Source organism: Methylacidimicrobium sp. AP8 (genome assembly GCF_903064525.1).
Classification (GTDB): Bacteria; Verrucomicrobiota; Verrucomicrobiia; order Methylacidiphilales; family Methylacidiphilaceae; genus Methylacidimicrobium.
Window position 1 is genome coordinate 737,326 of the sequence record NZ_LR797830.1, and the last position, 26,265, is coordinate 763,590.

General features: G+C 65.3%; 23 protein-coding genes and 1 pseudogene. 15 read left to right on the forward strand and 9 right to left on the reverse strand.

The window, feature by feature from the left end; genetic code table 11:
- Window positions 1–248 precede the first annotated feature (248 nt).
- Both hisG and MTHMO_RS03290 read right to left on the reverse strand, forming a co-directional pair.
- Complete coding sequence (gene hisG / locus MTHMO_RS03285) at window positions 249–1,127, reverse strand: ATP phosphoribosyltransferase (protein ID WP_202213514.1); 879 nt, start codon at window positions 1,125–1,127, stop codon at window positions 249–251.
- A 55-nt stretch (window positions 1,128–1,182) separates the two neighbouring features.
- Entirely contained in the window at window positions 1,183–1,719 is a 537-nt protein-coding gene (locus MTHMO_RS03290; RefSeq protein ID WP_202213515.1) for an HIT domain-containing protein, read from the reverse strand.
- 22 nt (window positions 1,720–1,741) lie between these two features.
- Between MTHMO_RS03290 and holA the strand changes: the two genes are divergently transcribed.
- Together holA and MTHMO_RS03300 are read left to right on the forward strand one after the other, a co-directional pair.
- Window positions 1,742–2,845 carry a DNA polymerase III subunit delta gene (holA, locus tag MTHMO_RS03295; RefSeq protein ID WP_202213516.1) on the forward strand — a complete coding sequence of 368 codons (1,104 nt, stop codon included), beginning with the start codon at window positions 1,742–1,744 and terminating at the stop codon, window positions 2,843–2,845.
- Complete coding sequence (locus MTHMO_RS03300; RefSeq protein WP_202213517.1) at window positions 2,842–3,582, forward strand: glycosyltransferase family 2 protein; 741 nt, start codon at window positions 2,842–2,844, stop codon at window positions 3,580–3,582. Before holA ends, MTHMO_RS03300 begins: the two co-directional genes overlap by 4 nt.
- 30 nt (window positions 3,583–3,612) lie before the next feature.
- Here MTHMO_RS03300 and MTHMO_RS03305 read toward each other — a convergent pair whose 3' ends face one another.
- Window positions 3,613–4,188, reverse strand: a complete 576-nt coding sequence (locus MTHMO_RS03305) for a nucleoside monophosphate kinase (protein WP_202213518.1) — start codon at window positions 4,186–4,188, stop codon at window positions 3,613–3,615.
- A 203-nt stretch (window positions 4,189–4,391) separates the two neighbouring features.
- Between MTHMO_RS03305 and MTHMO_RS03310 the strand changes: the two genes are divergently transcribed.
- The 4 genes from MTHMO_RS03310 to MTHMO_RS03325 all read left to right on the forward strand — a co-directional run bounded on the left by MTHMO_RS03310 (window position 4,392) and on the right by MTHMO_RS03325 (window position 9,123).
- Entirely contained in the window at window positions 4,392–5,153 is a 762-nt protein-coding gene (locus MTHMO_RS03310; RefSeq protein WP_202213519.1) for a MotA/TolQ/ExbB proton channel family protein, read from the forward strand.
- Window positions 5,150–5,584 carry a biopolymer transporter ExbD gene (locus tag MTHMO_RS03315; protein WP_202213520.1) on the forward strand — a complete coding sequence of 145 codons (435 nt, stop codon included), beginning with the start codon at window positions 5,150–5,152 and terminating at the stop codon, window positions 5,582–5,584. The genes MTHMO_RS03310 and MTHMO_RS03315 overlap by 4 nt, the downstream gene beginning before the upstream one ends.
- Window positions 5,585–5,726: 142 nt before the next feature.
- On the forward strand, window positions 5,727–8,111 hold the full coding sequence (locus MTHMO_RS03320) for a tetratricopeptide repeat protein (protein ID WP_202213521.1): 2,385 nt from the start codon (window positions 5,727–5,729) through the stop codon (window positions 8,109–8,111).
- Window positions 8,104–9,123 (forward strand): OmpA family protein, encoded by a 1,020-nt coding sequence (locus MTHMO_RS03325; protein WP_202213522.1) that lies wholly within the window; start codon window positions 8,104–8,106, stop codon window positions 9,121–9,123. Before MTHMO_RS03320 ends, MTHMO_RS03325 begins: the two co-directional genes overlap by 8 nt.
- A 246-nt stretch (window positions 9,124–9,369) precedes the next feature.
- Here the strand turns inward: MTHMO_RS03325 and MTHMO_RS03330 are convergent, their stop codons facing one another.
- The 5 genes from MTHMO_RS03330 to MTHMO_RS03350 form a co-directional block, all read right to left on the reverse strand.
- On the reverse strand, window positions 9,370–9,765 hold the full coding sequence (locus MTHMO_RS03330; RefSeq protein WP_202213523.1) for a hypothetical protein: 396 nt from the start codon (window positions 9,763–9,765) through the stop codon (window positions 9,370–9,372).
- 101 nt (window positions 9,766–9,866) lie between these two features.
- Window positions 9,867–11,561, reverse strand: coding sequence for a 4-alpha-glucanotransferase (locus MTHMO_RS03335; RefSeq protein ID WP_202213524.1), 1,695 nt, complete (start codon window positions 11,559–11,561; stop codon window positions 9,867–9,869).
- Window positions 11,522–12,769, reverse strand: coding sequence for a class I SAM-dependent methyltransferase (locus MTHMO_RS03340; protein ID WP_202213525.1), 1,248 nt, complete (start codon window positions 12,767–12,769; stop codon window positions 11,522–11,524). Before MTHMO_RS03340 ends, MTHMO_RS03335 begins: the two co-directional genes overlap by 40 nt.
- Window positions 12,766–13,062, reverse strand: a complete 297-nt coding sequence (locus MTHMO_RS03345) for a hypothetical protein (protein ID WP_202213526.1) — start codon at window positions 13,060–13,062, stop codon at window positions 12,766–12,768. Before MTHMO_RS03345 ends, MTHMO_RS03340 begins: the two co-directional genes overlap by 4 nt.
- Window positions 13,063–13,088: 26 nt before the next feature.
- Entirely contained in the window at window positions 13,089–14,051 is a 963-nt protein-coding gene (locus MTHMO_RS03350; protein WP_202213527.1) for a DnaJ C-terminal domain-containing protein, read from the reverse strand.
- 47 nt (window positions 14,052–14,098) lie between these two features.
- Between MTHMO_RS03350 and MTHMO_RS03355 the strand changes: the two genes are divergently transcribed.
- Window positions 14,099–15,031 (forward strand): DNA-3-methyladenine glycosylase, encoded by a 933-nt coding sequence (locus MTHMO_RS03355; RefSeq protein WP_202213528.1) that lies wholly within the window; start codon window positions 14,099–14,101, stop codon window positions 15,029–15,031.
- A 41-nt stretch (window positions 15,032–15,072) separates the two neighbouring features.
- Here MTHMO_RS03355 and MTHMO_RS03360 read toward each other — a convergent pair whose 3' ends face one another.
- A complete protein-coding gene (locus tag MTHMO_RS03360) occupies window positions 15,073–16,485 on the reverse strand; it encodes an aspartate aminotransferase family protein (protein ID WP_202213529.1) in 1,413 nt (470 codons plus the stop codon).
- 230 nt (window positions 16,486–16,715) lie between these two features.
- On the opposite strand from MTHMO_RS03360, the gene MTHMO_RS03365 reads away from it, so the two are divergent.
- The 8 genes and pseudogenes from MTHMO_RS03365 (at window position 16,716) to MTHMO_RS03405 (ending at window position 26,232) form a co-directional block, all read left to right on the forward strand.
- Window positions 16,716–16,940 (forward strand): DUF2892 domain-containing protein, encoded by a 225-nt coding sequence (locus tag MTHMO_RS03365; RefSeq protein WP_202213530.1) that lies wholly within the window; start codon window positions 16,716–16,718, stop codon window positions 16,938–16,940.
- A 162-nt stretch (window positions 16,941–17,102) separates the two neighbouring features.
- Window positions 17,103–20,171, forward strand: coding sequence for a type III-B CRISPR-associated protein Cas10/Cmr2 (gene cas10, locus MTHMO_RS03370; protein WP_202213531.1), 3,069 nt, complete (start codon window positions 17,103–17,105; stop codon window positions 20,169–20,171).
- A gap of 9 nt (window positions 20,172–20,180) precedes the next feature.
- Window positions 20,181–21,533 (forward strand): annotated as a pseudogene (locus MTHMO_RS10830) (type III-B CRISPR module-associated Cmr3 family protein).
- Between the two features lie 22 nt (window positions 21,534–21,555).
- Window positions 21,556–22,509 (forward strand): type III-B CRISPR module RAMP protein Cmr4, encoded by a 954-nt coding sequence (gene cmr4, locus MTHMO_RS03385; RefSeq protein WP_202213534.1) that lies wholly within the window; start codon window positions 21,556–21,558, stop codon window positions 22,507–22,509.
- 16 nt (window positions 22,510–22,525) lie between these two features.
- The gene (gene cmr5, locus MTHMO_RS03390) at window positions 22,526–22,882 is read left to right on the forward strand and encodes a type III-B CRISPR module-associated protein Cmr5 (RefSeq protein ID WP_202213535.1); all 357 of its coding nucleotides are present in this window, start codon (window positions 22,526–22,528) and stop codon (window positions 22,880–22,882) included.
- Between the two features lie 4 nt (window positions 22,883–22,886).
- Window positions 22,887–24,146 carry a type III-B CRISPR module RAMP protein Cmr6 gene (cmr6, locus tag MTHMO_RS03395; protein ID WP_202213536.1) on the forward strand — a complete coding sequence of 420 codons (1,260 nt, stop codon included), beginning with the start codon at window positions 22,887–22,889 and terminating at the stop codon, window positions 24,144–24,146.
- Entirely contained in the window at window positions 24,143–25,027 is an 885-nt protein-coding gene (cmr1, locus tag MTHMO_RS03400; protein WP_237394738.1) for a type III-B CRISPR module RAMP protein Cmr1, read from the forward strand. Before cmr6 ends, cmr1 begins: the two co-directional genes overlap by 4 nt.
- A gap of 11 nt (window positions 25,028–25,038) precedes the next feature.
- Complete coding sequence (locus MTHMO_RS03405; RefSeq protein ID WP_202213537.1) at window positions 25,039–26,232, forward strand: hypothetical protein; 1,194 nt, start codon at window positions 25,039–25,041, stop codon at window positions 26,230–26,232.
- Window positions 26,233–26,265 lie beyond the last annotated feature (33 nt).

The following is a 26,265-nucleotide window of genomic DNA, read 5'->3' on the forward strand; positions in this document are numbered from 1 at the left end:
ATGCTGCTGGGTCGATTCGGGTCTGTCGAGGAAATTCTCCAATAGGCCTGTCATCCTCCGGGCTATGCGATCCTCCTGCGGACGCTCGTCGCCGGGCTTCGCTTCCCGCTCAGCCGACCTTGTAACGCAGCCTCTTCTTGTGGCGATGCTGGCGCCTGCGCTTGCGGCGCTTGTGCTTGTTCATCTTCGCCTTGCGGCGTTTTTTGAGGGAACCCATTCCGGCAATCCTTCTTCGCGCTTCCCGCTGGTCAATAAATGACCTTGTTGAGCGGGTATTCGATAATCCCCTCCGCGCCCAGCTCCTTCAATCTCGGGATCAGGTCGCGGACCTGGCTTTCGTCGAGGATGGTTTCCACGGCGAGCCACTCCCCATCGGCCAGAGGAGAGACCGTCGGCCTCCGGAGGGCGGGCAAGACCTTCAGCACCGGCTCGATGCGGTCCTTGGCTACGTTCATCTTGAGGCCAACCTTTTCTTCGGCGCGCAGGGCGGCTAAGAGGAGCAAGGCCAGAGACTCGATCTGTTTCCGCCGTTCCGCGTCCGCCCAGACGGAGTGGGAGCAGAGAAACTGCGGATAGCTCTGCAGGACGGTGTCGATGACCCGCAAATTGTTGGCTTGGAGAGAGGAGCCCGTCTCCGTAATGTCGACGATGGCGTCGACCAGCTCGGGGACCTTGACTTCCGTAGCTCCCCAGGAGAACTCCACCTCCGCCTTGACACCGTGCCGCTCCAGGTAATGGCTTACCAAGCGAACCGCCTCGGTGGCGATTCGTTTGCCTTCCAGGTCTTTCACATTCCGGATGGGCGAGCTCTCGTGGACGGCGAGCACCCAGCGCACGGGAAGCCGGGTGGAGCGATTATACGGCAGCTCGCATACGAGCTGGACGGAGGCCTCGTTTTCCAGGATCCAATCCATTCCGGTGATTCCGCAATCGAGGAATCCCTGCGAGACGTAGCGGGCCAGTTCTTGAGGCCGGACGAGGCGGACTTCCATTCCCGGATGATCGATATAGGGCCGGTAGCCGCGGGAGGAGCGGCTGATGACGTAGCCGGCGCGACGGAAAAGCTCGACGGTCGCTTCCTCCAAGCTGCCCTTGGGGAGTCCAATGCGGAGCTTTTTGTCACTCATCGGAAAAGAGGGGCGATGCTACGAAGGATAGTGCAGCTCTGTAAAGAGATTTTCTTCACGGCGGTGACCCGGAAGAACGGGAGGATTCCGGCGCGGGAAATGCGGGGTCTTCCGGATGGAGAGCTTCATAAAGCAACCGGTAGACGGTCTCCAGATCCGACGGATGGACCCGGGTCCCGGCGGTGGTCGTCATGAAGTTCGCATCGTGGCTCCAACGGGGAACCAGGTGCCAGTGGAGGTGTCCTTCGATGCCCGCTCCGGCGGCCGCTCCTTGATTGAGCCCGACGTTGAAGCCGTGCGGGGCCAATACCCGCTCGATGGCGACCAGGAGCTTCCGGAGCATCGCCATCGCTTCGAGCAGCTCGGTTTCCGTCAGCGCATCGAGGCGGGCGACGGAGCGGTAGGGAACCACCATCGAATGGCCGACGTTGTAGGGGAAGCGGTTGAGCAGGCCGAAGGTCGTGCGGCCGCGCAAAAGGACGAGGTTCTCACGATCTCTGGATTCCCTGGCGATCTCCTCGAAGAGGGTCCCCCTCGGCGGCGTCGGCTCATCGAGATAAGCCTTGCGCCACGGTGCCCACAAGTGTTCCATTGCCTCGAATGATCTTATTGCAATGACGCCTCTTGCCGGCAAGAGTAAAGCGATTCATTTCTTCGGCGGGGAAGACGAATACGAAGCCAAGCGCCTGGCCCGGCTCTTCCTGGAAGAGGAAGGGTTGCTCGAGGATCCTTCCTTTGAAAGCGTCCCGGGGGACGGGCAGACCGCAGCCGAGGCGTGCGCGCAGATCGGCCGTCTGCAGGAGAGCCTGCAATCCGGGTCTCTTTTCGGGGGGCGGAAGGTGGTGTTTTGGAAGGATGTCCATTGCCTCGGCTCGACGGGAGCCGGCCGGGACCAGAAGGTGTCCGCTTCGCTGGCGAGCCTGCTCGCGGTGCTGCGCAACCTGGTTCCCGAAGAAGTGATCCTGGTGATTCAAGCGGGTGCGGTCGATGAGCGGAGGCAATTCCTGCGGGCGCTGCGCGAAATCGCTTCGGTTCATCTCTTCGCCCCTCTGGGGGCGGATCGGAACGAAGACAAGGCCTTGGGCGAGATCGCCGAGCGGTTGCGGAGCCGCGGCCTGACCCCCACGGGCGAGCTTTGCGAGCGGCTGCTCGCCGCGTGCGGAGGGGATCGCCAACGGCTCGATTCCCAAATCGAGAAGCTGGCCCTCTATCTGGCCGATGGAGGACCCATCGCCCCGGAGGATCTCCGGTTGCTTTTGGGCGGCGGGGACGCCGGAGGGGTCTGGGACTTCTGCGATGCCGTCGTGGCGGGAAGAGCCGCCGAGGCGTTGCAGGATCTGCGCGCGCTTCTGCGCCAGGGAGAGAGCGAAATGGGCCTCCTCTTGGCGCTGGCGCAGAAGATTCGCTTGGCGGCTTTGGGCCTCCTCTTGTGGGAAAAGGGCCGGGTGCGCTTGGGCGGCTCCGGGCGCTTCGCCAAGGCGGAGGTCGCTCCGGAGGCCCTGGATTACTTTCCGAAAAAGAAGAGCGGTGGCTCCGTAAGCGCCTGGCAACTGGGCATGACGGTCTGCGCCGCGAAAAAGCGGAGCGTGCGGTTCTGGGTAAAGGCTCTCCTCCTCCTTTCGGAGGCCAACCGGCGGATGCTGCGCGTAGGCGGAAAGCAGATCGGCCTCGAGCTGGCCCTCCTCCATCTTTTCGGAGAGCAGCCCTCCTTGCCATGAAAGACGACCCGGGGAACGCCGGGGCGCCCGAATTTTCCGTGGTGGTCCCCTTTTACAACGAATCGGAAAATCTGCCGCAGCTCCTTTCGGAGATCGATCGCGCGCTGGAGAAGCTTGGCTGGAGGGCCGAGATCCTCCTCGTCAACGATGGCAGCACCGATCGCTTCGACCGCCCGTCGGCCAGCCCGCACTTCTCGGTGCGCTGGCTCGATCTGACGGTCCGATCCGGCCAGAGCGCGGCGATCTACTACGGGATGCAGGAAGCCGCGGGACGATGGATCATCCTCATGGACGCCGATCTCCAAAACGATCCGGCCGACATCCCGGCGCTTTGGGCGCATCTGGAGAGAGAAAAGCTCGACCTGGTAACCGGTTTTCGCGTGAGAAGGCAGGACAGCTGGCAGCGGCGGTGGATGAGCTGGGTCGGCAATCAAGTGCGCGCGCGGCTCCTCGCCGACTGCACGCGGGACTCGGGCTGCTCGCTCAAGATCCTCCGCAGGGAGCTGGCGCGGCGGTTGCCGGGATGGAATGGAATGCACCGGTTCATCCCCGCCCTGGCGCAGGCCATGGGATATCGGACCGGGGAAGCACCCGTGCACCATCGGCCTCGGCATGCCGGCGTCAGCAAGGTTCGTCCCTGGCGGCGGGCTGTCGCGGCGACGATCGACCTTCTTGGTATGATCTGGCTCGTCCGGCGCCAATTCCGCGGGCGGCTCCGGGGACCGGATTCCGGGTGATCCCGCGGCGGTCCGAAGCCGCCGGACCGGCTACGGCAAATGGATGAGAATCTGCCGGAGCACCTGGTAGGGCAGCTGGTCGGCATTGATGTCATGGATCCGGTCCGGGGGGATCTTCTCCAGCAGCGGCCTCGTCTCCGTCTCGTAGACGGCGATCCTCTCCAAGATCACCTTGGGATCGAGGTCGTCGGCCCGGTTCGCCTGCCGGGCTCGTCCCGCGACGCGCTGCACCAGGATTTCCCGATTCGGACAGCTGAGATGGAAGACGTGGATGATGTCGATCAGGGAGGAAAGCCTCGCGAGCTGGTTCACGTTGCGGGGGATGCCGTCGAGGACGAGGAAATCCGCCGAGGGACGGAAACGGCCGGAGGCGACCAGCCATTCGACATGGTCCTGCCAGATGCGGATCGTCAAGTCGTCGGGAACGAGCTGCCCGCGATCGGAATACGCGCGAAAGAGCCTGCCGGGCTCCGAATGCGGATCGAGGGATCGGAAGAGATCGCCGGAGGATACGTGAACGAAGCCGGGGATTCTCGCGAGGATCTGACCTTGTGTCCCTTTGCCGGAACCGGGAGCTCCCAGGAGGAGCAGAGAACGAAATTTCATGGGCTAGCCGATACGTATCGAATTCCTGCGGATTTGTCCCGCATAAGCCGCGGCTTTGCGGCAAGACTTCGCCGGGACCGGAAGGCCCGGCACGGGAGAAGCCGTTCCTCCGCCTCCCGGGATCGCAAGACGACTTGGCAAGGGTGGCGCAAGTTCAGTAAGTTTGGGGTGTTTCATTTTTTCCATACACCGTTTCTTTCTTTATGAACCACCTCCTATTCGCCATGCACACGGTCCTTCTCTTCTCCGCGGCGGCCTCTCCTGCGCAGCCGCCCGCGTTGACGGTCTGGGGGCTGCTCCAGTCTGGCGGATGGGTGATGCTCCCGCTGCTGCTCGCTTCGGTCATCGCCCTCTGGCTCATCTTCTACTGCCTGGCTTCGATCCGGCAGGGCGTCGTCTGGAGCCGGGATCTGGAACGCAGGCTCGAGGCCGTCTTCCGCCGCGGGGACCTCGTCCTTCTCGGCGAGCTGGTCCGGAAGAGAAATGAAGGGGTCGCCCGCGTCCTGCGGGAGGCGATCGGAATCTATCAGCGCCATCCCGCCGCGGACGCAGAGGCCGTACGTTCCGTGGCCCAAGTGGTCGGCAGCGGGATCGCCGCCGGGCTCAACCAGAGGATCCTCTATCTATTGGACGTCGGGGTCATCGCGCCGATGCTCGGGCTTTTCGGCACGGTGGTGGGAATTCTGCGTTCCTTCGGCTCGATTGCGGCCGATCCCTCCCCGATGCGGACGATGTTGCTGGCCGGGGGGGTCTCGCAAGCTCTGATCGCCACGGCGGTCGGCCTCATCGTCGGCATCTGCTCGATGATGTTCTATTCGTTCTTCCGCGGGCGGCTGCAAGGGTTGCTGACGGTATTCGAGGAGCGATCGGCGATCTGGATCCAGGAGTTGATCCTCCTTCAGAGCTCCCGGGGCGTCGAGGGCGGGGCGAAGGAGCCCGAAAGCGGAGTCGTCGAATCGGCATGAACTTCCGGAGGCGCGTATCCAACGAGCAGATCGGGCTCCAATTGGCGCCAATGATCGACGTGATCCTCTTTCTGCTCTCTTTTTTCCTGCTTACTTGGAACTTGGCGCGGTACGAGGCGGATCTCGACGTGCGGGTCCCCAAGGCCAAGCATGGGGAGGTCCCCAAACGGCTTCCCGGCGAGGTGGTGTTGAACATCACCAAGGACGGCAGGATCACCTTGAATCGGAGAACGGTTTCGGCTTCGGAGCTGGAGGAAATCCTTCACGGCGTGATCCAGCAGTATCCGGATCAGGCGGTCGTGATCCGAGCCGACGAGAAGACCAGCTATGAGCACGTCGTCCGTGCCCTGGATGTTTGCCGTGCCGCCAATGTCTGGAATATCGCCTTCGCGACGGTCGGGCCTGACCTTGCGGCTCCGCCGGCCCCGTGACGAGGCAGGGCCCGGGAAGGGTGCAGCCGAGCTCGTGCGGGCCGTCGATCCGCCATGGCGGGGGCTTGCAGGAAAGCCGAGCTTGAACGAAAGAGAAGAGAAGCGATTCGGTCGGCGGGCGGCGGAGGAAAGGCGCAGAGGGATGGCTTCGAGTGGTCGGCACCCTGTGAGAACATCCTTCGGATTGCTTGGGATGGGCCGTTTGCTCGCTGTTTGGGGCTTATGCCTCTGCCTGTTCGGGCCAAGCCAGACGGCCCGGCCGGCGGCTGCGGCGCGGAACCCGGGAGAGGGGCTCGAGCTGCTCCCGCAAGCGGAGGCGCAGTTCGAGCAGGCAGTGGACCTCTATCGCGAGCATCAATACCGGGCGGCTTTGCGCCTCCTTTCCGAAGTGTTGCCTTCCCTCCCTCCGCTGAAAAAAGAAGAAGCCCTCTTCGACATCGGCGAGTGCTATCGACTCCTGGGCCGCCCGAAAGACGCCCTCTCCGTCTACCGGACGCTCACGGAGAACAACCCGAAGAGCCTCTATGCTCCGGCCGCCTGGTTCTGGCAGGGCAAGATCCTGATGGAGCAGGAGCACTATGGCGAGGCGCTCCCCGTTCTGCAGCTGGCGATCGACCAGGGGACCGGGGAGACGTCCGAGGCCGCTCGCTACCTTGCCGCCCTCTGCGAGTTTCACGTGGGGAATGAAACATCCGGGGCGGAACGGCTCCGGTTGCTCGCCTCCGGTTCCTCGCCGTATCGCGGGGAGGCGACCCGGCTGCTTGCGATCTACATGGAGAAGAAGCGGGATTGGGCCGGCGCGCTCCGCTACTGGCGGGCCCTGGCGGATCAGGCGAAGGATCCCTCCCAGAAATGGCAGGCGACTGCCCGGGCGGGTTGGGCGGCGCTCCGGGGCGGGGATGCGAAGACCGCGGAAGACCTCTTTCGCCGCTGCCTGGCTCCCGATGTCCCCGCCCAATGGCGAAATCTGGCCTCCGAAGGTCAATTCCAAGAGGCGCTTTCCCAGAAGCGGTTCGAAGACGCCTTGACGCTCCTCCAGGCCCGTTCGGCGAGCTTCCCTGTGGAACGCAAGATCGCGCTGCTTTTGCAGCTAGGCGATCTCTCCCTCCAAGGGGAGCAGCCGGGGATCGCCTTCGAGGCGTTCGAACAGTGCCTCTCGCTCAACCCGCCCGCAGCCGCGGCCGCCGAAGCGGCGTACGGTAGGCTGGTCGCCCAGGCGGCGCTCAACCAGAAGGGAGTTCTCGAGGAGGCAAACGCCTATTTGGATCAGTTCGGCCCGTCCAGCCCGTACGCGGCCCGCGTCCGCTTCATTCAGGCCCAGGCGCTTTCGGCGCGGGGCCGCTTCGCCGACGCGCTCCCGATCTGGGAAGGGCTCGTATCGCAAAAGCCCTCCGGGGTCTCCCGCTCCACAGCGTTGCTGGGCCTGGGACGCGCGTATTTGGAGTGCGGGAGGTGGAAGGATGCGGCCGAAACCTTGGAGCGCCTCGGAGCGGAATGCCCGGATGCCCCCGACCTGTTGACCGCGCGGATGACGGAAGGAGCGGCTTGGGACAAAGCAGGAAACGTCTCCAAGGCGCTCGAAGCCTGGAAGCAGGCGCTTGCCCTTGCGCCCCGCGGCAGCCCCGAGCGGGAAGCTGCGTTGGGCCAGGTGGCGCTGCTCGCCCGGCAGATGAAGCAGCCCAAGGAGATGGAGCAGGCCTTGCGGGCCATGGTCGAGGAGTATCCGAAGGCGAAGCTCCGTCCGCTCGGCTGCCTGCTGCTCGGCAAGGCGGAGCTTGAGGAGAAGAAATACGCCGAGGCGGAAAAGCATCTTTTGGAGGCGAGGGAAGGCGAGCCGGCGCAGTTCTTCGGCCCGGCGACCACGATGCTGGTCTGGGTCGCCTACAGCGAAAAAAATCTGGAAAAAACGAGCCGGTATTTGGGAGAGCTCGAAGAGAAGGCTCCGGATGCCGCCGCTCAGATCCCGGCTGCGCTCTACTACTGGGTCGGGGTCTCCTGGGCCAAGGAGAACCGGTTGCTTCTGGCGAAGAACGCGCTCCAGAAGGTTTGCTCGCGAAAGGACGCGGGCCGCTATCTGGCGTCGGCGTATTGGGAATTGGCCGAAGTCGAACGGAAGCTCCACGAATGGTCCGATGCCGTGGCCTGCTACCGGGAATTCCGAAAGCTCGATCCCGGGGCTGCGGATAACAGCCCGGTTCTTCTGGGAATTGCGGAGGCCGAGACCGGAGTGGGTGACTATGCGGAGGCGCAAAAACACCTGGAGCAGGTGCTCCTGCAAGAACCCGAGGGGCGCAGGAACGCCGAAGCGCGGATGCTGCTCGGAAACCTCTATTGGGCCCAGAAAAACTACGCGGAAGCCGCCAAGACCTACAGCACGCTAAGCCTCATCTACCAGGACAACGAGATCACGCCGCGCGCCATGGACAAAGCCGCGTCGAGCTTCGCCCGCTGCGGAAACGAGGAGCAAGCGGCCGATTGGCGGAGGCGGCTGAAGGAAAAATACCCGGACTTTAAGCCCGATGCCTGAATCCACTCTCGACTCCCGGGAGCGGCGGGGGAAGATCGCCCTCGCCGCGCTTCTCCTTTCCCTGTTCGTTCATGCCGCCGTCCTGGGTGTCGTGGGTCCGCTTCCGGTGAGGGGGCGGATGGTGCTCGCCTCCCAAGTCAAAGAGATGTCGCGCACCTTCCATCTGCGCCGGGCGGAGTTGCCGAGCTCCCTTTTCCAGGCGCGTGCCCAATCGAGCACGCCCACGACGGCTCCGGTCCCCGACTTGGAGGTTCCCAAGGAGGTCAAGGGGGAGGAAGCTATCGTGCAAAAGCTGGCCCAGCAAAATCCGGTCCGGGTGCCGCTCTCCGACACGATTCCCGGAGGGGCTCCCGAGGTGGCGGTACTGGCTCCGACCCCGCCGAGCGAGACGAGCCCTTATGCGCCGGACCTGCAGGCGGAGGTGGAAAATGCGACCTCGCGGACCAACGTCGGTCCTGCGGTCCTGGGCACGCCGAGCGACGCCATTGTGCTCCCTTCGGGGATCGGGCCGGATCCGCGATCCGGCGCAAGTGCGGCGGGGCAGGCGGGCACCCATCCGGAAGAAGCCGCCGGCGGGGAGGGCCTGCCGGGAGCCGATGAGATCCAGAGCCAATTTCGCGCGGCCGGCAACTTCGATCCGCGCATTCCCCAGCCGATCATGGTGCGGCTTCCCAGCGATATCCTCTTCGATTTCGACTCCTACCAGCTCCGTCCGGACGCGGAGCCGCTTCTGGTGCAGGTAGCCGACATTTTGAAGCGCTTCGGTCGCGCCGATGTCGAAATCGGAGGCCACACCGACACGTTCGGCGATGATCAGTACAACCAGAGATTGAGCCAGCTTCGGGCCGAAGCCGTCCAGCGCTGGTTCGAGCAGCGCCTACCGGGAGACCATCTCTCCTTCCATGCTACCGGCTACGGACGCAGCAAGCCGATCGTCAATCCGCGCGGATCGATCGAGGAGCAGGCAAAGAACCGGCGGGTCGAAATCGTGATCCGCGCCCTCTCTCAGTAAACGGCGGTCCCCCTCCTCCGCCCCGGCAACGGGAGCGGCGCATATCCGGCGAAGGTCAACGAAGTCAACGGCCATTTCTCACAAATTTCGTAGCCGAGGCGCCGCAAACGGGCTTGGGTGCGAGGCGGGCGCAGGTTTTCCACCGGAGCTGTATGAAGACATACTGCGAGGATGGAAAACCAAGCGGGAGCGAAGCAGACGAGCCCGTTTTGCAAGCCGTAGGAGAAAGCTTGTGAGAAATGGCCGTCAAGCTCGCGAAGCCGCCTCCAGCTGCGCGTGGATGGCTTTCGTCAGCGGAGCGTTCACGCGCCACCCCCCCGGCACATGGATGATGGCGCCGTCGTAGCTCTGCTGAAAGATCCGGCCGTTTTGAAACCGGACCGTCACCGTGACGTGGACCCCCGCTTCCTCTTGATTGGTCCAAGGATTGATCGTGGGCATCTCCACCTCGTTGACGGTGACCTGGTCCTGGACGATCCGATATTTCCTCTTGGCTTCCGGCGAGAAGACGTCCTGTTCGAAGGCCTTCAGGGCGTTTTTCTTTCCCGGTCCGGTCAACGAGCCGTACTGCCAGAGGTAGACCGCCTGGTCGCATCCCGCGAAGAAGGGGACGAGCAAGAGAAGAAAGAGGTTGCGTCGCATACAACCTTCTATTCTGCCGGAAATTCGGAAAAAAGGCGAGCCTCTTGGGCCGCTAGGAGCGGGAACGGCGCGGGCTGCCGATTCGGCCCGAACGCGCAGGCTTAGCCGCTCGACCGGCCGGGCAGGCGCCCGCTGGCAGCCAACAGGGAGCGGATCGAGGAGAGCAGCTCGGCGAACGGAGATCGGCTCCGACAATCCGCCAGGGAGAGCGGAAGGCGGGCGATCCAGTTGCGATCGGCGCCGGGCTGGTTGAAGCGGGTTTCGATGCCGAGGAGATCGCTGACCAAGATCGATGCCATCCAGCTCGGCGCCTCCAGCAGGACCTGGAGCATGCGCAGGTGGAGATCCCGGGAAAACTCCCGCGGAGGGGTTTCCGGATTCCAAGAGAGGAAGCGCATGAGCCGTTGCAGCTCGAGCCAGGCGTCATGGCCGTCCGGGCCCTGCCAGCGCTCGAGCAGGTCTCGATAAAGGCAGGCGATCGGCGGGTGGTCGTGGGTCGCGTAGGTCGCGACGCTCAGGTGGGGATAGGAGGAAGCGGGCAAGTAGGACTGGTCGGCGGCCCGTTCGAACATGGGAATCTTGAAGCCGGGAAGGCCAAGCTTGCTCAAGGCCGGGCGCACGTACGGAGGAACGAACCCGAGGTCCTCCGCCACCACCGCGGCATCCCCGGTCTCGCTGAGGAGCCGGCTCAGCAGCCAGACCCCGCGCGCCTCGTTGCGGGCGGCATCCTCGGGGTTCTCGTCGGATGCCGGGATGAAATGCGGCAACCGCCCGCCGGTCCGCGTCCGGGCCTCTTCCGGGGTGAGCGGGAGAAAGTCCGCGTTTTCCTCCGGTTTCCACGGAAAGGCGTAGATCCGGAAAAATCCGAGCACATGGTCGATGCGGAAGCCGTGAAAGATCTCCAGCGTCCGCGCAATCCGATGCCTCCACCAAGCGAAGTTCTCCGCTTCGTGCCTCTCCCAGACGTAGAGAGGAATTCCCCAGTTCTGGCCCCACTTTTGGATGAACGGATCGGACTGAAAGAACTTTTCCGGAGGCGCCCCTCCGCACCAGCTCGTGTCGAAGAGCGGCGGGTTGGTCCAGACGTCCGAGCCGTAGCGGCTGATCCCGAAGGGGATGTCTCCCATCAGCCGCACCCCGCGGCTGTCCGCGTAGGACCGGACCGCCTTCCATTGCCGGTGGCCGACCCACTGGACGAAGGAATAAAAGGCGCGTCTCCGTAAAAGCTGGCGCGGCCGTGTCTTGCGCAGCCAGGCGAGGCTGCTCCGATAGTGGACGAGTTCCGCCGGCCACCGATCCCAGCGCGGATCTCCTCCCTGCTGCTCCAACAGGGCCCGGAAGAGAGAATACCCCTTGAGCCAAGGGGCGTGTCGCCGGCAAAAGACCTGAAACTCCTTCCAAGCGGGGGACCGCCGATCGGAGAAGCGCGCATAGGCTTGTTCCAGGAGCATCCGCTTCCGCTCCTTGACTCGCGGATAGTCGATGAGCTCCTGGCTCGATCCCTCTTCCGACCACTCCTTCGGGATATCTTCGCGTTCCAAGCCGGGCACCTCTTCGGGCTCCAAGGTGAGGAGGGACGGCTCGAGGGCGATCGAGCTGATCGCGTTGTAGGGGCTGTTATCGCCGCTCGTCTCGTTGATGGGAAGGAGCTGGAGCCAGCGGATGCCGAGCTCCGCGCAAAAGTCGATCGCATCCCGCACCGCCCGAGTGTCCCCGATGCCGAGATCCCCCGGTCGCCGCAGAGCGGAGACGGGGGTCAGCAGGCCGGCGACTCGTTCCGAAGGGTTGATGCGCACGCCCTATTGGTAGCCGCCGATCGGGCCGGAGCACAAGAACCAAGCGCGGCCGACCCGATCCCGGCAAAGCGCAGGCAGGAGAGAGCGGAAGCGTCCTCGATTCCCTTGCTCTGGACGAGCACGCGATGGGTCCTTCCGAGAAACTCCGGATGGGCGAGGGTCTGAAATCCTCCGGCGCTCAACCCTTCGGGCATCCCGCCTCCGGATTGTTCGGCCAGGGCGGAAAGAATCCCGACGAAGAAATGGTGCTGATCGATCAGCGCCCAATTGCGCAATCCGACTTCGCAGCCGCACTGCGCCAGCATTCCGAAGTCGACGTGGGCGGTGAGATCCTGCTCGCCGGGACGGGCGAGGAGTGCTTCCTCGCGTCGGTGGCGCCGGTAAGCGCGCAGCGTGCCGCCGGCCCTCTCGGGAGAAAAGCGCTCCTCGGGAGTCAAGCCATAGTCGAAGGTGAAGACCATGCCGCGGTCGAGCAGGTCGGCCACTCGCCGCAGCCAAGGTCCGACAGCGGGGCTCCACTCGAAGACCCAGCCTTCCGGAAGATCGAGCATCGGCCGCGCGAGCGGGTCGGCCGGCCGGTTTCCGTCGCTCAAGGGCCGCTCCACAAGGCGGAAGCGCCCCTCCGCATCCAGGCATACATAGCTTTCCGTCCAGCCGGCCCCCCGGCGCACGAGCCGGCGGACGGGGAAGCTGTCGACTAGCTCATTGGAAAAGAAGATGCCGGTGATTCTTTCGGTTTCCCCCCAGGATTGGAGCCAGCGGAACCGATCCGCGAATCCGGCCCGGCGCACGCGCTCCTGCTGCTCTTGGCGCGAACGAACCTGCGGCTCGACGATCGTATAGCGGATCCGGCGGGCCAGCTCCGGGTTTTGGTGCCGCAGCCAATCGAAGAGATCGCAGGCGAGCCAACCCGAGCCCGCCCCCTGCTCCCAGATCTCCATCGCTTCCGGCCTTCCCAGCAAGGACCAAACCTCCGCGACCGTCTGGGCAAAGAGCCGGCCGAAGGCGGGCCCGGAGCTTGGACCGGTGTAGTAGTCTCCGCCTTTCCCGATCCGCCGGGAAGGGGCCTGCGCATAATAGCCGTGCTGCGGGTGATAGAGGGCGATTTCCATGAAGCGGTCAAACGGCATGGGGCCCTCGCGCGCCAGGAGCTCGCGGAGCAGCAGGGCAAGCGGAGTCCCGCCTTCGGGAGTCGGCCGGTCCTTCATGCTTCCGGCGGGCGCAAGGCCCGGGAGAGAAGCCGGAGAGCTCTCAGGGAGAGGCCGTAATCCCTTCGGAGCTGCTCGAGCCGCTTGAGCAGGTAGAGCGCGTCATCATCGAACCGGGGGCCCTCCGCTTCTTCCTCCAGCGCGCGAAGCAGACCGAGCCTCCAGTAGCAGAGAACCATCTCCGGATGCACCTTGGCCAGCTCCGCCATCGAGAAGGCGGAATATGTCGGGCGGGAGCTGGTGTAGAGAACGAGTTCGAACGACCGTGCGGGATCCCTTTCGGACGACACCATGGCCCATTCTCCCTATTGCGCGGTTTTTAGCGGCCCTTGTTCGCCTCCGGGCGAGAGGCCCGAGCCAGCCTTTCCCAAAGTTCCTTCTCTTCGGCCGTGGACGCTTTCGGCATGCGGATCGTCAGCGTCACGTAGAGATCTCCCCGGCCACCCTGCTCTCGCGGCATGCCGAGCCCGGCCAATCGGAACTTTTGCCCCGAGCTCGATCCAGGGGGGATCCGCAGCCGAACCTTGCCCGTCAGCGTCGGAATTTCGACCTGCGTGCCGAGGGCGGCCGACCAGGGAGGTAGCTCGAGATCGTAGAAAAGGTCGCTCCCCTCGACGCGGAAATAGGGATGGCGGGCGTACCGGATCCGGAGGAAAAGGTCGCCCGGGCGCCCGCCGGGAGGACCCGGTTGCCCCTGGCCGGCCAGCCGAATCCGCTGTCCCTCGCGGACTCCGGCCGGAATCGATACCTGGTAGGTCTGCGTCCGGTAGCCCGGCAGGCCCGGCTCCTGCCGCCGGACAGTGATCTCCTTGGTTGTGCCTTGCAACGCCTCCTCGAGCGTGATGGCCAAATCGGCTTCGACGTCGGCGCCCGTGCGCGGGGCGCCCATGCCCGAGGTGCGGCGGCGTCCGAAGAGAGAGCCCAGGCCGCCTCCGTCCGAAAAGAAGGCTTCGAAGAAGTCGCTGAAGCCCGTCCCTCCGACGTGGAACGCGAACTCTTCGGGGGTTTCGGCCCAGCGATCGGTCCTCCATTGCGGCGGCGGTCGGAATTCCTGACCCTCCTGCCATGCGGTGCCGAGCTGGTCGTAGCGTTTCCTCTTCTCGGGGTCGCCCAGAACCTCGTAGGCTTCGTTGATCTCCCGGAATTTGGCCTCGGCTTGCTTCTTATCCTTGGCCACATCCGGGTGGTATTGACGGGCCAGCTTGCGAAACGCGGAACGGATTTCGTCGGCCGAAGCGCTCCGCGGCACGCCCAGGATCTTGTAATAATCGCGAAACTCCATCATTTCCCCTTACGTTCGGATCGATAACAATAAGCCTAAAAACCGGCTTGCGCCCAATCGAGAAAACATCGGCGGCTCCCGGCTGGAGGGACCTCGGGACGATCTCCCGCTCCGAGATCGATTGCGAGCGCTCCCTGTCCTGCGGGCAGACGTTTTCCTGGGGCCGGTTGCGCGACGGCTCGTGGATCGGGGTGGTCGGCTCCGCCGCCTATCGCATCACTCCCGTAGGCGGGGGCTACGCGATCGCAGGCCTCCGCGGCAGCCGGCGGGCCCTCCTCGACTATCTCTCGCTCTCCCTCGACTGGGGCGCGGTCGTCCGCAGCCTTCCCGCCGACCCGGCGATGGCCGCCGCCCGGGACGCGGGCGAGGGGATCCGCATCTTCGCCCAGGATCCCTGGGAAACGCTGGCGAGCTTTCTCTGCTCGCCGGTCAAGCCGATCCCGGAGATCCGCCGGATCGCCTGGGCGCTCCGGGCGGAGTGGGGGAGCCCTATAGCCGGTAGCCCGCTTCGGACCTTCCCGTCGCCCGAAGCGCTCGCTTCCGCCCCGCGGGAAAAGCTTCTGGCCTGCCGCCTGGGCTTCCGCGCCGGACCGCTCCAGGCGACCGCCCGGCTTCTCGCCAAAGACCCGGGCTTCTTCGCTCGCCTCCGGACCCGGCCGACCTCCGAAGCCCGCGCCCGTCTCTGCGAGCTTCCCGGCGTGGGGCGGAAGATCGCCGACTGCGTTCTCCTCTTCGGCCTCGGCAGGCACGAGTCGTTTCCGATCGACGTCTGGATGGAGAGGCTTCTCCGGAAGCTCTACTTCGGCGGCCGGAGGCGGGTTCCGGCCCGCGAGATCGCCGAATTCGCCTCCGCGCATTTCGGCCCGTGGGCGGGCTACGCGCAGCAGCTTCTCTATTTCTGGTATCGGCGGGCGTCGGGCCGAAACCCCGCGCGCGAGCTCGATCTGCGTCCCGAAGAAGAGGCGCGGCTCGGCCTTTAGCCGGCCTCCCGTTCCGGGATTTCGGGCCCGAGGCGGAGCGTTCAAACGGAGAGCGGCTGTTCCGCGCCGTTGCGCATCGCCTTGACGAAGTTGGTCCCCAAGTCCCACAGCGGACCCGGGAATTTGCGCAGGTCCGCTAGCACCGAGTCGAGGGAGCTCAGGAAGTAGTCGACCTCCTTGGGGCCGACGATCAAGGGCGGGAGGGCCTTGATCACGTCCGCGTTGTTGGCGGCGACCTGCGTGAGGATGCGGTGCTTGGCCATGAGCTGCGAGACCACAAGCTGCGGAAAGAGCCCGGGGTCGAGCGCATGGACGGTTTTCCAAGCCATCTTAAGCCGCAAGGATCGCGGCTCGCCGAATTCCACGGCCACCATGAGCCCCTTGACCCGGACCTCCTTGATGATCTCATGCTGCTTCTGCAGCTCGAGCAGCCCCTCTTCGAGCCGTTCTCCCATCCGGGCCGCGTTCTCCACGAGCTTTTCCTCTTCCAGCACGGAAAGGGCGGCCAGCCCGCAGGCGCAAGCCAGGTTGTTGCGCCCGAAGGTCGACGAGTGGACGACGCACCGGTCGAGCCGGTTGAAGACCTTCTGGTAGATCGACCGCCGGGTAAGGATGGCCCCGCACGGCACATATCCCGCGGAGAGCGCTTTGGCCAGCGTGACGATGTCCGGCTCCAGGCCCCAATGCTCGAAGGCGAACCATTTTCCGGTTCTTCCGAGCCCTGTCTGCACCTCGTCGCAAACCAGAAGCGTCCCGTGCCGGCGGCAGAGCGCTTGCGCCTGCACGAAGAAGTCGTCCCGGGGAAACTGCACTCCTTTCCCTTGCACCGGCTCGATGACCAGCGCGGCCACGTCCCCTTTCTGCAGCTCGCGCTCGAGCGCGGCCAAGTCGCCGAGCCGGACGGTCGAGCAGCCCGGGAGGAAAGGCGCAAAGCCGTCGTGAAAGAACGGGTTCCCGGTCAAGGAGAGCGAGCCCATCGAGAGCCCGTGAAAGGAGTTCTCCAGCGAGAGGATCCGCGGCCTGCCCGTGCCCGCCCGGGCGAACTTGATCGCGCCCTCGACCGCCTCGGTGCCGCTGTTGCAAAGGAAGACCGAGTCGAGATGGGAAGCCCCTTGGGCGGCGAACCGCTTGACCAGCGCTTCGGCCAAAAGTCCGCTCAGCAGCGCGGAATCCATCTGGACCATGTTCGGCAGGTCCATCGCAAGAACGTCCCGGATGGCCTTCTGGGGCACCGGATGGTTGCGGCCGATGGCGAAGACGCCGAAGCCCCCCAGAAAATCAAGGTATTCGTTGTCTTCCCGGTCGTAGAGATAGGCGCCCTTCGCCCGGACGTAGACCTTGTCGAACCCGATGATCTGCTGCACCCGAACCAGCGTGCGGTTGAGGTATTTCTGGTGGAGGGAGTAGTTTTCCCCCATGCGGGAACGGAGGATTCCCGGAAGATCGAAAGGCATAAGAAACCAGGCTCCTTAATACGAGGCTCAGAAACGTTTCACCGGCTCCGTCCGCGGTTTGCGGGACAGGATGTTTGTGATTACTCCTCCGGATCATTCCCGACAAGGGAAAACGTCTTGTGCGGCCGGCCTTCCTTCCGCTCGCCCCGACAACAACGCCTCGATCGGGAGGCCGGGGGTTTGGCCATGGCCGCGATGCGGTGTAGATTGCCGCATTGGGAGGATATGACATGCCGATCAACGAAGGGAAGATAGAGCGTATTGTGCGCGTATGCGCAGGCCTGGTACTCCTTGTCGGGCTGCCGGCCGTGCTCTCCGGTCCCGCCAAGTGGTGGGGGCTAGTGGGCCTGCTTCCGCTGCTCACCGGCTTGGCCGGCTACTGTCCGGTCTGGTCCCTCTTGGGGATCAACACCTGCTCGGTGAAGAAGGATCGTCCGGCGCCGCATCACGGGTAAGGATCGCGGCGGGTCGACCCGCACGTCTTTGGCGAATCCTTCGTCGGAAGGCCACGGAGCCGAGGCCCGTGGCCGTTCGTGGCGTCTCGTCGAGGGGGAACGCGACGTCCGCCGACGTCTCTTGCTTGGCAATGGTGGCAAAACTAACTAAGAATGCGGGCCATGAACTTCTGGCAGCGGAAGCTCCTGGCCTCCCTCCACGACCCGCCGAGCAAGCCCTTCAACCTCCGCGAGCATGAGGAGATCGCCCGATCGCTGCTCAACAGCGCGGGCTTCGATCCGGAACGGGACCGCTGGTTCTTCGACCGGATCTGTGACCATGTAGCGGCCGCCGCCGACCGGGTCCTCTTTCCCAAGCCCGCTCTCCTCCGCAGCCAGTTCCGGGGAGATCTCGACTCCCCCTTCCGCCACCCGCTGGGCGGGGGGGAGATGGTCTTCGAGAACCCGATCTCCCCCGATGCGGCCGAAGCGAAGATCGCGGAATGCCAGCCGGCCCACTACGACCTTTCGCGCGTTGCGGACCGCTCCTTTCCCGGTTTCCCGGACCGGGTCGGTAGGCACAAAGGCGGCGATGTCCTTCCTGCCGAGCGGCCTGACCGCTCCTTTCCCGGTTTCCCGGACCGGGTCGGTAGGGACTGGGCCAACTTCTTCCTCCACTGGCGCCTCTGGCCGCTGCTTGCGGCCCGCCGGGATCCCCGCCTGGCCTTCCTTCCCGCGGACACCCGGATTCCCGACCACACCGTCTGGACCCACTGCGCGGTCACCAGCAGCCTGCAGGGCTGCGTGGAAGTCACCGCCGAGGACCCCGGCGCCGAGATCCCCTCCTTTGCGCCGGCTTTCCTCTTGGTGCAGGTCGGCCCGGTCCAGGAGTTTATCGCCCAGGCGCGCTCCACGCGGGACTTGTGGAGCGGGAGCTACCTCCTCTCCTTTCTGGTGGCCCACGGGATCAAAGCGGTCACCGACCGCATCGGGCCCGATGCGGTCCTCTATCCGGCCCTCCGCGGCCAGCCGCTTTTCGACCGACTCCACAAAGAAGAGCTCTACGACCCGGTGGGCGCGGGGCTCTGGAAAGAGCTGGCGATCGACCTGGACGAAATCCTGGTCCCCAACCTCCCCAACCGCTTTCTGGCGGTCGTTCCGGCCTGCTTGGTCCCCCCCCTGGCCCAGGCGGCGGTCGAGGCGATCCAAGATTGCCTGACCGAGATTTCCCGAGCCTGCCTCGAATGGTTCCGGCAAAAGCATGGCCTGAAGCCCGAGGCCGAAGCGCGGTGGCAGGAGCAGGTCGCGCAGTTTCTCTCCCTCCACTGGCAGGTCTGGCCCTGGACCGAGCCGCTGGAGATGGCCATTGCGGCCTACGAGGCCCTTCCCGCGGCCGGCGAGGGAGCCGCCGCCCTGCGCGCGGCCTTGGACGCCGCGCGCAGGGGGATTCCTTCGGCGCATCGGGATCCGCGGAACTATCGCCGCCGGAGCCCCTCGGGAGGAGAGATTGTTTGCGACGCGGAAGGCTTGCCGATCCTGGATAACCAGGGATTCGGCTGGTCGGCCCACTATGCGATGGTCGACTTCCTCCTGGCCGCCCGCCGGAGGACCCGTGACTTCGCTTTCTGGGGAAACCCCAAGGACCTCCAATTCCGCCGGGGAGCGACCCGCGATGTCCTCTCCGGCAAGGAGGAGTCGATCGGGGACGAAGAGTGGGTCGAAGGGCTGTCGAAGCTGCCCGGGCGCCTCTTTCGAAAGGGGGAGCGCCTCGGCGCCATGAACCTCATCAAGCGGGTCTGGCACCGGGCCTATCTTCCCGGGAAGTTGGCTGTGGCCGAGGAGGAGCTTCTGCGCACGCTCCGCTACGAGTCGGTGCCCGAGGTGGCGGCCGCCGACTGGGTGCGCGATCGGGGCCGGGAGCTCGACTCCCCGGGAAAGGGGGCGGAGGAGCTCGACGCGGGCCTCAAGGACTTTCGGGCGGCGCTCGAGCGGGCGGCGGAGGCCCGGGAGGTCGAGCTGCCCGGCTCCTGCCGCGCAGTGGGCGACGACTCGAAGTGGCTCCGGAGCGTCCCGGGCTGGGTCTTTCAGGAGCCGGAGCTGCGGCGGGAGATCCGGGAGAATTCGGAGGCGGGCCGACCGTCGGCGTCCCTCCAAAGCTCTTGCCGATACCTGAAAAGGCTGGTGAAGGCCGCGGGCGGAGCCCCGTGCCGCTACGCGGCGGTCCTCGCGCTCGACGGCGATGAGATGGGCCGGTGGCTGAGCGGCGGGAACGGGCCCGAGCTTTCGGAGCAGCTTTCGGCGGAAGCCCGCGCCTACTTCGGTCAGCGCCATCCGGAAGGCGAGGATCCCGAGGTCCTTTGCCGGCTTCTCCACAGCAAAAGATTGCTTACCCCGAGCTTCCATCTCGAGCTGAGCACAGCACTGGCCGGCTTCTCCCTCTATCTGGCCCGCGGGATCGTCAGCTTCTGCGCGGGCCAGCTGATCTACGCCGGAGGAGACGACCTTCTGGCGATGCTGCCTGCGCGCGAGGCCCTCCGGTGCGCGGAGCTCCTGCGGATGGGCTTTCGGGGCGACCCCAACCTCGCCGGGAGGTTCGAAGGGGTTCTCCCCGCCCCCGAAGGGGGCAAGTCTTGGGGCTTTGTCGCGCTCAACGGGGAGTGGGAGGGGTGGAAGGGGAAACGGCATGCGATTCCCCGCGGCTACCACATCCTGGTTCCCGGAAAACGTGCCGACCTCTCTGCCGGGATCGCGATCGGCCACATCCACAGCCCGCTGCAAAGCCTGGTCGAAGGGGCCCGCGCGGCCCTCCGGAAGGCCAAGGCCCAGGGCCCGTCGGGCTACGGCAAGTCGGCCTTTGCGGTTCAGCTCCTCAAGCGGTCGGGCGAGATCCTCGAGTGGGGAGCAAAGTGGGATTCCTCGGCGATCCCGCTCTACCACCGCTACGTGCAGCTGGTGAGGGTGAGGGACAAGGACAAGAAGCTCTCGGGCCGCTTCCCCTACGTGCTCGCCGGCCTCTTGCGGCGCTATGCGCCGGCGGGGGATATTCTGGATGCGGCGACCGCCCGACTTTGCCGCGAGGACCTCAAGTATGTGGCGATCCGCCAGTCGGCGCCCGGGTGGAGCGCGGAGGAGCGGGAGGAGTTCCTTAAGCTGGCCTGCCAGTTTCTCGGGGAGATCCAGGACAAGCACCGTCCGGACGACTTCCTGGGGCCGTTTCTGACGGCAGCCTTCCTGGAGGAGAGAGAGGGCTAAGGAGGAAAAATGGAGAGCTTCGAGCTGATCCCGATCGACACGCTCTTCGTCCGGGACGGACGTCCCCTGGCGGCCGGCGGCTTCTACGGCCGCGGGGCCCGCTGGCCTTCCCCTCCGACCCTCTTCGGGGCCCTGCGGACCGCACTGCTGGAGCGCGCGGGGACGCTCCCGGCGGGACGCTCCCTGCCGGGGGCCCGGCGGGGCGGGGTGCCGCGCGGGAGGATCGGGACGGCGGCCTTCCAGTGGCTGCGCATCCAAGGCCCGTTTCCGGTCCTCGGGGAAAAGGTCTACTTCCCCCGGCCGGCGGACCTAGTGGCCGACCTCGACGCGGGCTTCCTCGAGCCCCTGCGGCCCTTCCCGGTCCCGGTAATTTGGCGCCAAAGCAACCTGCCGAGCCCGCTCAGCAACCTGCCGAGCCCGCTCACCTACGCCGTGGGTGTCGGCGGGAGGCCCGGTAAGGAGGAGCAGCCGGTCCGCTGGGTGGAACGGGCCTTCTTGGAAAAATATCTGGCCGGGGCCGAGAAGCTCCGGCGGCCGGAGCACGTCGAGATTTGGGATGCCGAGCCGAGGATCGGGGTCGCCATCGAGGCGTTGACCCAGGCGGCCAAGGAGGGCCAGCTCTACCTTGCCGAGCATCTGCGGCTGCGCGAAGGGGTCCGGCTCCGGTTTGCCGCCGGAGACCGGCCGACCCACAAGGCGCCCGATCCGCAGGAAGCCGGGCTGGGGGTCGGCAGCCTCCTAGGGGGAGACGATCCGGCTGGGGAGAGGGGCGCTTCGTCCGGATGACCGCCGCTTCCTCCCCCTCCGCCTCCCCGCCCCATGCTGCCGGGGGTGTGGGTGAAGTGGGTGCTCTTGACCCCGGCTGTCTTTTTCCACGGCTGGCGGCCGGGCTGGATCGACCCCGACGGGCAGGTCCGGCTGCGGGTGATCGAGAAGGAAGAGCACCGGGAGCGGCGCCGCCGGCGCCGCGAGGAGGCCCGCTGCCCGGAGGCGGTGGATGCGGCTTCGATCAGGGCCTGGCTCCGGGCCGCCTGCTTGGAGAAGCCCGAGCCGCTGACCGGCTGGTCGGTCTTGTCCGGCGCGGGAGGGGAAGGAGCCGGGCGCAACGGCTCGGGCGGCTCGAAGCCCACCCTGCTGGCGGTTCCCGCAGGCTCGGTCTACTACTTCGAGGCCGAGAGCGAGCCGGAGGCGCAGAAGCTCCTCAGGGCCCTGCACGGCCGCTGGCGATCGGATTTCCAGGGGGAAAAGGGCTTGGGCCTCGGGGTGTGCGGCATCTGGCAGCCCGGCCGGCACCCCGGGATGCCGCACGACGTCGGGGGACGTCCGGGAGGGGGTCCCGGCGGCGCGGAGCCGGTACGCTAACACCAACAGAGGATACGATGCGATGAGCCAAGCAAGCCAGACGGAGCAGAACGGAGTGAGCGGGACGGCGGGCGAGAGCAGCCTCTGCTTCCCGCTCTACATCTTTACGCGGACGCCCCTGCACGTGGGAGCGGGGGCCTCGGTGGGCGCGATCGACCTGCCGATCCAGCGGGAGCGCCACACCGGCTTTCCGGTCATCCCGGGGAGCACCCTCAAAGGGGTCTTCGCCGACGGCTGGAACCAGGAGAGCGCGGAAGAGAACGGGCCGAAGCTCAGCCGCAGCAAGGAGGGCTGCTGGCTCTTCGGATCGGAGGACCCCGACAGCGGATCGGCGGGAGCCCTCCAATTTTCCGAGGCGAAGCTTCTCGCCTTTCCGATCCGGTCGGCCAAGTGCTGCTTCGCCTGGATCAGCTCCCCGCTGATCCTCCAGCGCTATGCCCGCGACGTCGCCTCCCTCGGGGAGATCCCGCGAATGCCTGGGGATGCCGAGGCTCTCTACAAGAAAGACCTGCTGGATTGGGGAGAGAAGGCGATTCTGGAGGAGTACACCTTCCGCTGGGCCGGCGATCCCCCTTCCGGCCTGGGGGAGAATCTCGCCGCCCTTCTGCCCGGGGATCCGATTTGGGAGACGGTCTCCCGGCGGATCGTGATCCTTTCCGACGCCTCCTTGAGCTTCTTCGTCCGCTCCGCCTGCGAGGTGGCCCAGCATGTGCGGATCAGCGATGAGACGGGGGCGGCGGAGGAGCAGGGGCTCTTCAACCAGGAGAACGTCCCGTCGGAGACGATGTTCTATGCCCTGGTGCGGGCGAGCCGCGGCCGAGGGCGGGACGGCGCGCGCCAGAAAACGGCGAAGGAGGCGGCAGAGGCCTTTGGCGGGATGGTGGAGAAGGAGAAGGGGGTCTTTCAGTTCGGAGCCGATGCGGGAACCGGATTGGGCTTCTGCACGGTCAAGATCAAGATGGATTGGAAGCAGTAGATCGGGAGGAAACCCCATGGAAAACCTAGAGCAGCAGCGGGCGCGCCATGCGCTCGAGAAGGGGAAGAAGCTCAAGCGGCAGGATGTCAACCGGCTTCCCGCGCTGATCATCGGAAACGGGTTGCTCGCCACTGCGGCCTTCGCCCGCAGCCGAGACAGAAAGGGGGGGCTTACGGTGGCGATGGATGCGATCGCCGACCACTTGGCCGCACGGGGTCTGATCAGGAAGCCCGACTCCGACCGGAGGGCGCCCAACACCGAGGATATGCTCCAGGAACTCTCGAATGCGGATTCGCTCCGCTTGCGGCTGGCGACCGAGGAGGCGCTCGCCTACCTGGTCTACCTCAAGCGCTTCGCGAGCCCGGAGGAATGAGGCGATGGAGGAAATCTGGCGCACACTGCCGCAAGACACCCGGGAGGTCCTCTCATCCTCCAAGACCGAATGCGGCTCCCGGTCGCTTCTCCTGGAGCGCTTTGCCGATCCCCGATGGGAGGGGGACAAGCGAAAAGAGCACTGGAAGCGGGTGATCGAGAAGTCGAAGCCGTGTATGGCCGAAGAGAGGCGGATGGCCTGGCTGGACTTTGTCCTTTCGGCTTGCGGGCCCGACGATCTGCTCTTCGGCCGGCTCCGGTCCCGGCTTATGGTCAATATGGCCGGGGGGGTTATGGAAAACGCCGGCCTCTGCCTCGACCGCTTTGGCCTGCCCTACATTCCTGGGAGCGCGGTCAAAGGGTGCGCGCGCAGGGCGGCGATCCGGGAGCTCCGGGATCTACAGGCCGCACCCGCGGAAAAAGCGGCCGTTTTGGAATTGATCGCCCTGGTTTTCGGGTGGACCGGGGACGATTGGGAAAAGGAGAATTCGGATTTCTGCTACGGGTGTGGGCCGGAATCGCCCGTAATCCGGCAGATCGCGGCACAGCGGCTCTGCGAGAAGCTGGGTATCGAGCCGGATCCCGGGAAGCCCTGCTGGCGATCCCTCCCCAATTTCGCCGGGAGGGTCCGTTTCCTGCCGGCCCACCCCCATGATCCTGCAGAGCCGAGGCTCGCACTCGAGGTCGTCACGTCGCATCACCGGGACTACTATCAAGGAAAGCGGGACGCGGCATTCGACGACGAAGATCCCAACCCCGTTCTATTTCCCGCGGTAGCTCCCGGATCGGTCTTCCTCTTTGCTCTGCCGCCGGCTCCCCGAGGCTCCAAAGAGCTGCAGGGGAAAGCGAAGAAGTGGCTCCGCATGGGCCTGGAAAAGGAGGGCATCGGGGCCAAGACGGCGGCGGGCTACGGCTGGTTTGATTGTTCCGAGGAGTTGCAGGAGCAGTATCGAGCGAAGCTCGAGGAGGATCGGAGAGAGCAGGAGCGTGCGAAAGCGCGTGCCGGGCTGGAACCCGATCCGGCCTGGCTCCAGTGCTTTTCGGAGGAGAAGGAGGACAGGCTGCGCGGGCGGATCAAAAAGTTTAAGGAAGAAGAGAAACATTGGAGCGAGGCCGATCGGGACGAGAGGTATCAGCTTTCCCTTTTTCACTTTCTGACGGTCGTCGACACCAAGATCTACAAAGAAGAACAGGCCAAGGCGAAGAGCGATGTGTTGAAGGCCTTAAAGAATCTCGCTCAAAAATTCGGGAGGAAGCTGCCGTGACGGCCGAGCTTTACGAGTTTGAGTTTCTGACTCCCTGCTTTTGCGGCGGAGCCGATCCGGCCCGTGCGGAGCTGCGAGCCCCCTCCATCCGGGGCCGGCTGCGCTGGTGGTTCCGCGCTCTGGGAGGGTCCAGAGAAGACGAGGAGAAGGTCTTTGGAAGCGTCGGAGGAGGCCGAACCTCACCGGGTGCTTCTTCCCTTGCGGTTCGCGTCGTGAAGCCTCCGGAGGGTGGGGATTCCGAGTGGACGCGGCTCCTTGGACGGCCCAAGGCGGGTTATGTCTGGTATTTTCTTCGAAGCAGTTCCCCAGACCGATGGACAGCCCTCGGAGCGCTGCACCCGGGGAGCCGAGCTATGGTGGAAATCCTTTTCCGCCGCTCCCTAAACGGGGATCTCCAGAAGCGATGGGAGCAGACATGGGAAGCTTTCTGCCGTTTCGGGGCGATCGGCTACCGGGCCAGCCGTTGCGCCGGGGCTTTCCGCGTGCAGGGGCTGGCCGGGGAACAGAAGGATTATGAGAGCGCTGTAGAAAAAATCCTCAAGCCTGCCGGCTTCGAGGTCCGCTACTTCTGGGGGGAGAAGCGGAATTCCTGGCTGGGCATCGTCGAGCTGGCGGAAGAGGAGCTCAAGAAGCTCCGCAGGGAGTTCCCCGCCAGGGAACCCAGCCCGCTGGGGCAGGCAGGGCACAAGCAGAAAAAAGAGCCGCGGCAGGCCAGCGCCGTCTACTTTCGGCCGCTGAAGCTCGCCGAAAAGAAAGTTGCAAAGGAATATTATTCCCTCCTGCTCTTCGAGGCGCCGCACCTCCGGGTCGTCGGCGAAGAGAGCCGGCTCAAAAACGTCAAAAACGGAACCTCGATCCTCAAACGCATGTATCCTCACTAATTCGGATCCCGATGCGCCCCTTGCCTTCCGATCCGGTACTCTTCACCCTTGCCAGCCGCCAGATTTGGCCCCAGGTGCTCGGCGTCCTGCACCTCCGCCCCGCGCGCCTCGTCCTGCTCCATAGCGCAGACCGGCTCGAGTCGAAAGGTCCCGCCCAGAGGTTGAAGAGGTTCTTCGACAAGAACGACCTCCTGCCCAAAGGCGGAACAACGATGGAGGAAATCCCCTACGATGACTTCGAAGGCATCCTGCGGCGGCTCGATTCGCTGGAGGCGGATCCCGCGAGAAGCCTTCTCCACTTCACCGGCGGCAACAAGCTCATGGCGATGGCCGCCTTCCGGTGGGCGATCCGAAGGGCGATCCCTTGCTTCTACTGGGAGCGGGGGAATCGGCTGACCTGGTTTTTCGGACGGGGCGAGGAGGTGGAGACCGACTCGGCGGGGGTCGATGTCGGGATTGCCGATGCGCTGGATCCTCTGGATCTGCTCCGCTGCCAAATCGATGCCTCCGAAGTCGAGCGCAACGGAGAGCTCCTCCGGCTCAATACGCAAGGAGCGCGGATCCCCCTGGAGGAGCTTTCCGCCCGCTGCGCCAGGGGAGAGGATTTGCGGGGCCTGCTGTCGATTGCGGAGCGAAGCGAAGGCGATCGGCAGGAGAAGGAGGGGAATCGGCTCGAGTACAACGCAGCCGTGGTGCTGCTCCGGCTCGGGGTCCGCTGCGTGCGGCGGAGCCTCCGGCTCAAGGTGAAAAGCGGCACCGGGATCTCCACCTCTCGGCCTCATGAGGAGATCGACCTGCTCTTCAACCACGGCGGACGGCTTTGGCAGGTGGACTGCAAGGATAGGAAGCCCCCCGAACAGCTGGCAGAGGAGTTGGAGGCCCGTCTGCGGAGAAAGAATGTTCTTCCCTGTCCGGACATCGCGTCGCTCCTGGAACGGATTCGGAGCGAGCTCACCATTCAGCAGGTCAAGGCGCTGAAGCTCGATCTTTTGTCGGTTCAGGATTCCGGAGGATTGCTCGGCCGGACCGTGTGCGTCCGGAGGGTCCCGATGGCAGAAGAAGTGGAGCAGTACGCCAGGCAGAAAGGGATCGATGTCGTGCTCGCTTCCGAGCTGGTCGACGGCCTTCGCGCGCTACTCGATCCGGGCCGCTCCGCGACCCCCGGGGAACTGTCCGATCTGCAAAGGAGGTTTGCGCGGCCCTGATCGACCGGGTTTCGGCGTCGGCTGGCCGCGGAG

What these genes read in the sequence shown, in the direction of transcription:
- cmr5 (WP_202213535.1), top strand. Translation starts at nt 22,526, where the DNA reads ATGGAAAACCTAGAGCAGCAGCGGGCGCGCCATGCGCTCGAGAAGGGG.
- MTHMO_RS03365 (WP_202213530.1), top strand. Translation starts at nt 16,716, where the DNA reads ATGCCGATCAACGAAGGGAAGATAGAGCGTATTGTGCGCGTATGCGCA.
- MTHMO_RS03405 (WP_202213537.1), top strand. Translation starts at nt 25,039, where the DNA reads ATGCGCCCCTTGCCTTCCGATCCGGTACTCTTCACCCTTGCCAGCCGC.
- hisG (WP_202213514.1), bottom strand. Translation starts at nt 1,127, where the DNA reads ATGAGTGACAAAAAGCTCCGCATTGGACTCCCCAAGGGCAGCTTGGAG.
- MTHMO_RS03300 (WP_202213517.1), top strand. Translation starts at nt 2,842, where the DNA reads ATGAAAGACGACCCGGGGAACGCCGGGGCGCCCGAATTTTCCGTGGTG.
- MTHMO_RS03350 (WP_202213527.1), bottom strand. Translation starts at nt 14,051, where the DNA reads ATGGAGTTTCGCGATTATTACAAGATCCTGGGCGTGCCGCGGAGCGCT.
- cmr6 (WP_202213536.1), top strand. Translation starts at nt 22,887, where the DNA reads ATGGAGGAAATCTGGCGCACACTGCCGCAAGACACCCGGGAGGTCCTC.
- cmr4 (WP_202213534.1), top strand. Translation starts at nt 21,556, where the DNA reads ATGAGCCAAGCAAGCCAGACGGAGCAGAACGGAGTGAGCGGGACGGCG.
- MTHMO_RS03320 (WP_202213521.1), top strand. Translation starts at nt 5,727, where the DNA reads ATGGCTTCGAGTGGTCGGCACCCTGTGAGAACATCCTTCGGATTGCTT.
- cas10 (WP_202213531.1), top strand. Translation starts at nt 17,103, where the DNA reads ATGAACTTCTGGCAGCGGAAGCTCCTGGCCTCCCTCCACGACCCGCCG.
- MTHMO_RS03315 (WP_202213520.1), top strand. Translation starts at nt 5,150, where the DNA reads ATGAACTTCCGGAGGCGCGTATCCAACGAGCAGATCGGGCTCCAATTG.
- MTHMO_RS03330 (WP_202213523.1), bottom strand. Translation starts at nt 9,765, where the DNA reads ATGCGACGCAACCTCTTTCTTCTCTTGCTCGTCCCCTTCTTCGCGGGA.
- holA (WP_202213516.1), top strand. Translation starts at nt 1,742, where the DNA reads ATGACGCCTCTTGCCGGCAAGAGTAAAGCGATTCATTTCTTCGGCGGG.
- MTHMO_RS03345 (WP_202213526.1), bottom strand. Translation starts at nt 13,062, where the DNA reads ATGGTGTCGTCCGAAAGGGATCCCGCACGGTCGTTCGAACTCGTTCTC.
- MTHMO_RS03290 (WP_202213515.1), bottom strand. Translation starts at nt 1,719, where the DNA reads ATGGAACACTTGTGGGCACCGTGGCGCAAGGCTTATCTCGATGAGCCG.
- MTHMO_RS03310 (WP_202213519.1), top strand. Translation starts at nt 4,392, where the DNA reads ATGAACCACCTCCTATTCGCCATGCACACGGTCCTTCTCTTCTCCGCG.
- MTHMO_RS03305 (WP_202213518.1), bottom strand. Translation starts at nt 4,188, where the DNA reads ATGAAATTTCGTTCTCTGCTCCTCCTGGGAGCTCCCGGTTCCGGCAAA.
- MTHMO_RS03325 (WP_202213522.1), top strand. Translation starts at nt 8,104, where the DNA reads ATGCCTGAATCCACTCTCGACTCCCGGGAGCGGCGGGGGAAGATCGCC.
- MTHMO_RS03340 (WP_202213525.1), bottom strand. Translation starts at nt 12,769, where the DNA reads ATGAAGGACCGGCCGACTCCCGAAGGCGGGACTCCGCTTGCCCTGCTG.
- MTHMO_RS03360 (WP_202213529.1), bottom strand. Translation starts at nt 16,485, where the DNA reads ATGCCTTTCGATCTTCCGGGAATCCTCCGTTCCCGCATGGGGGAAAAC.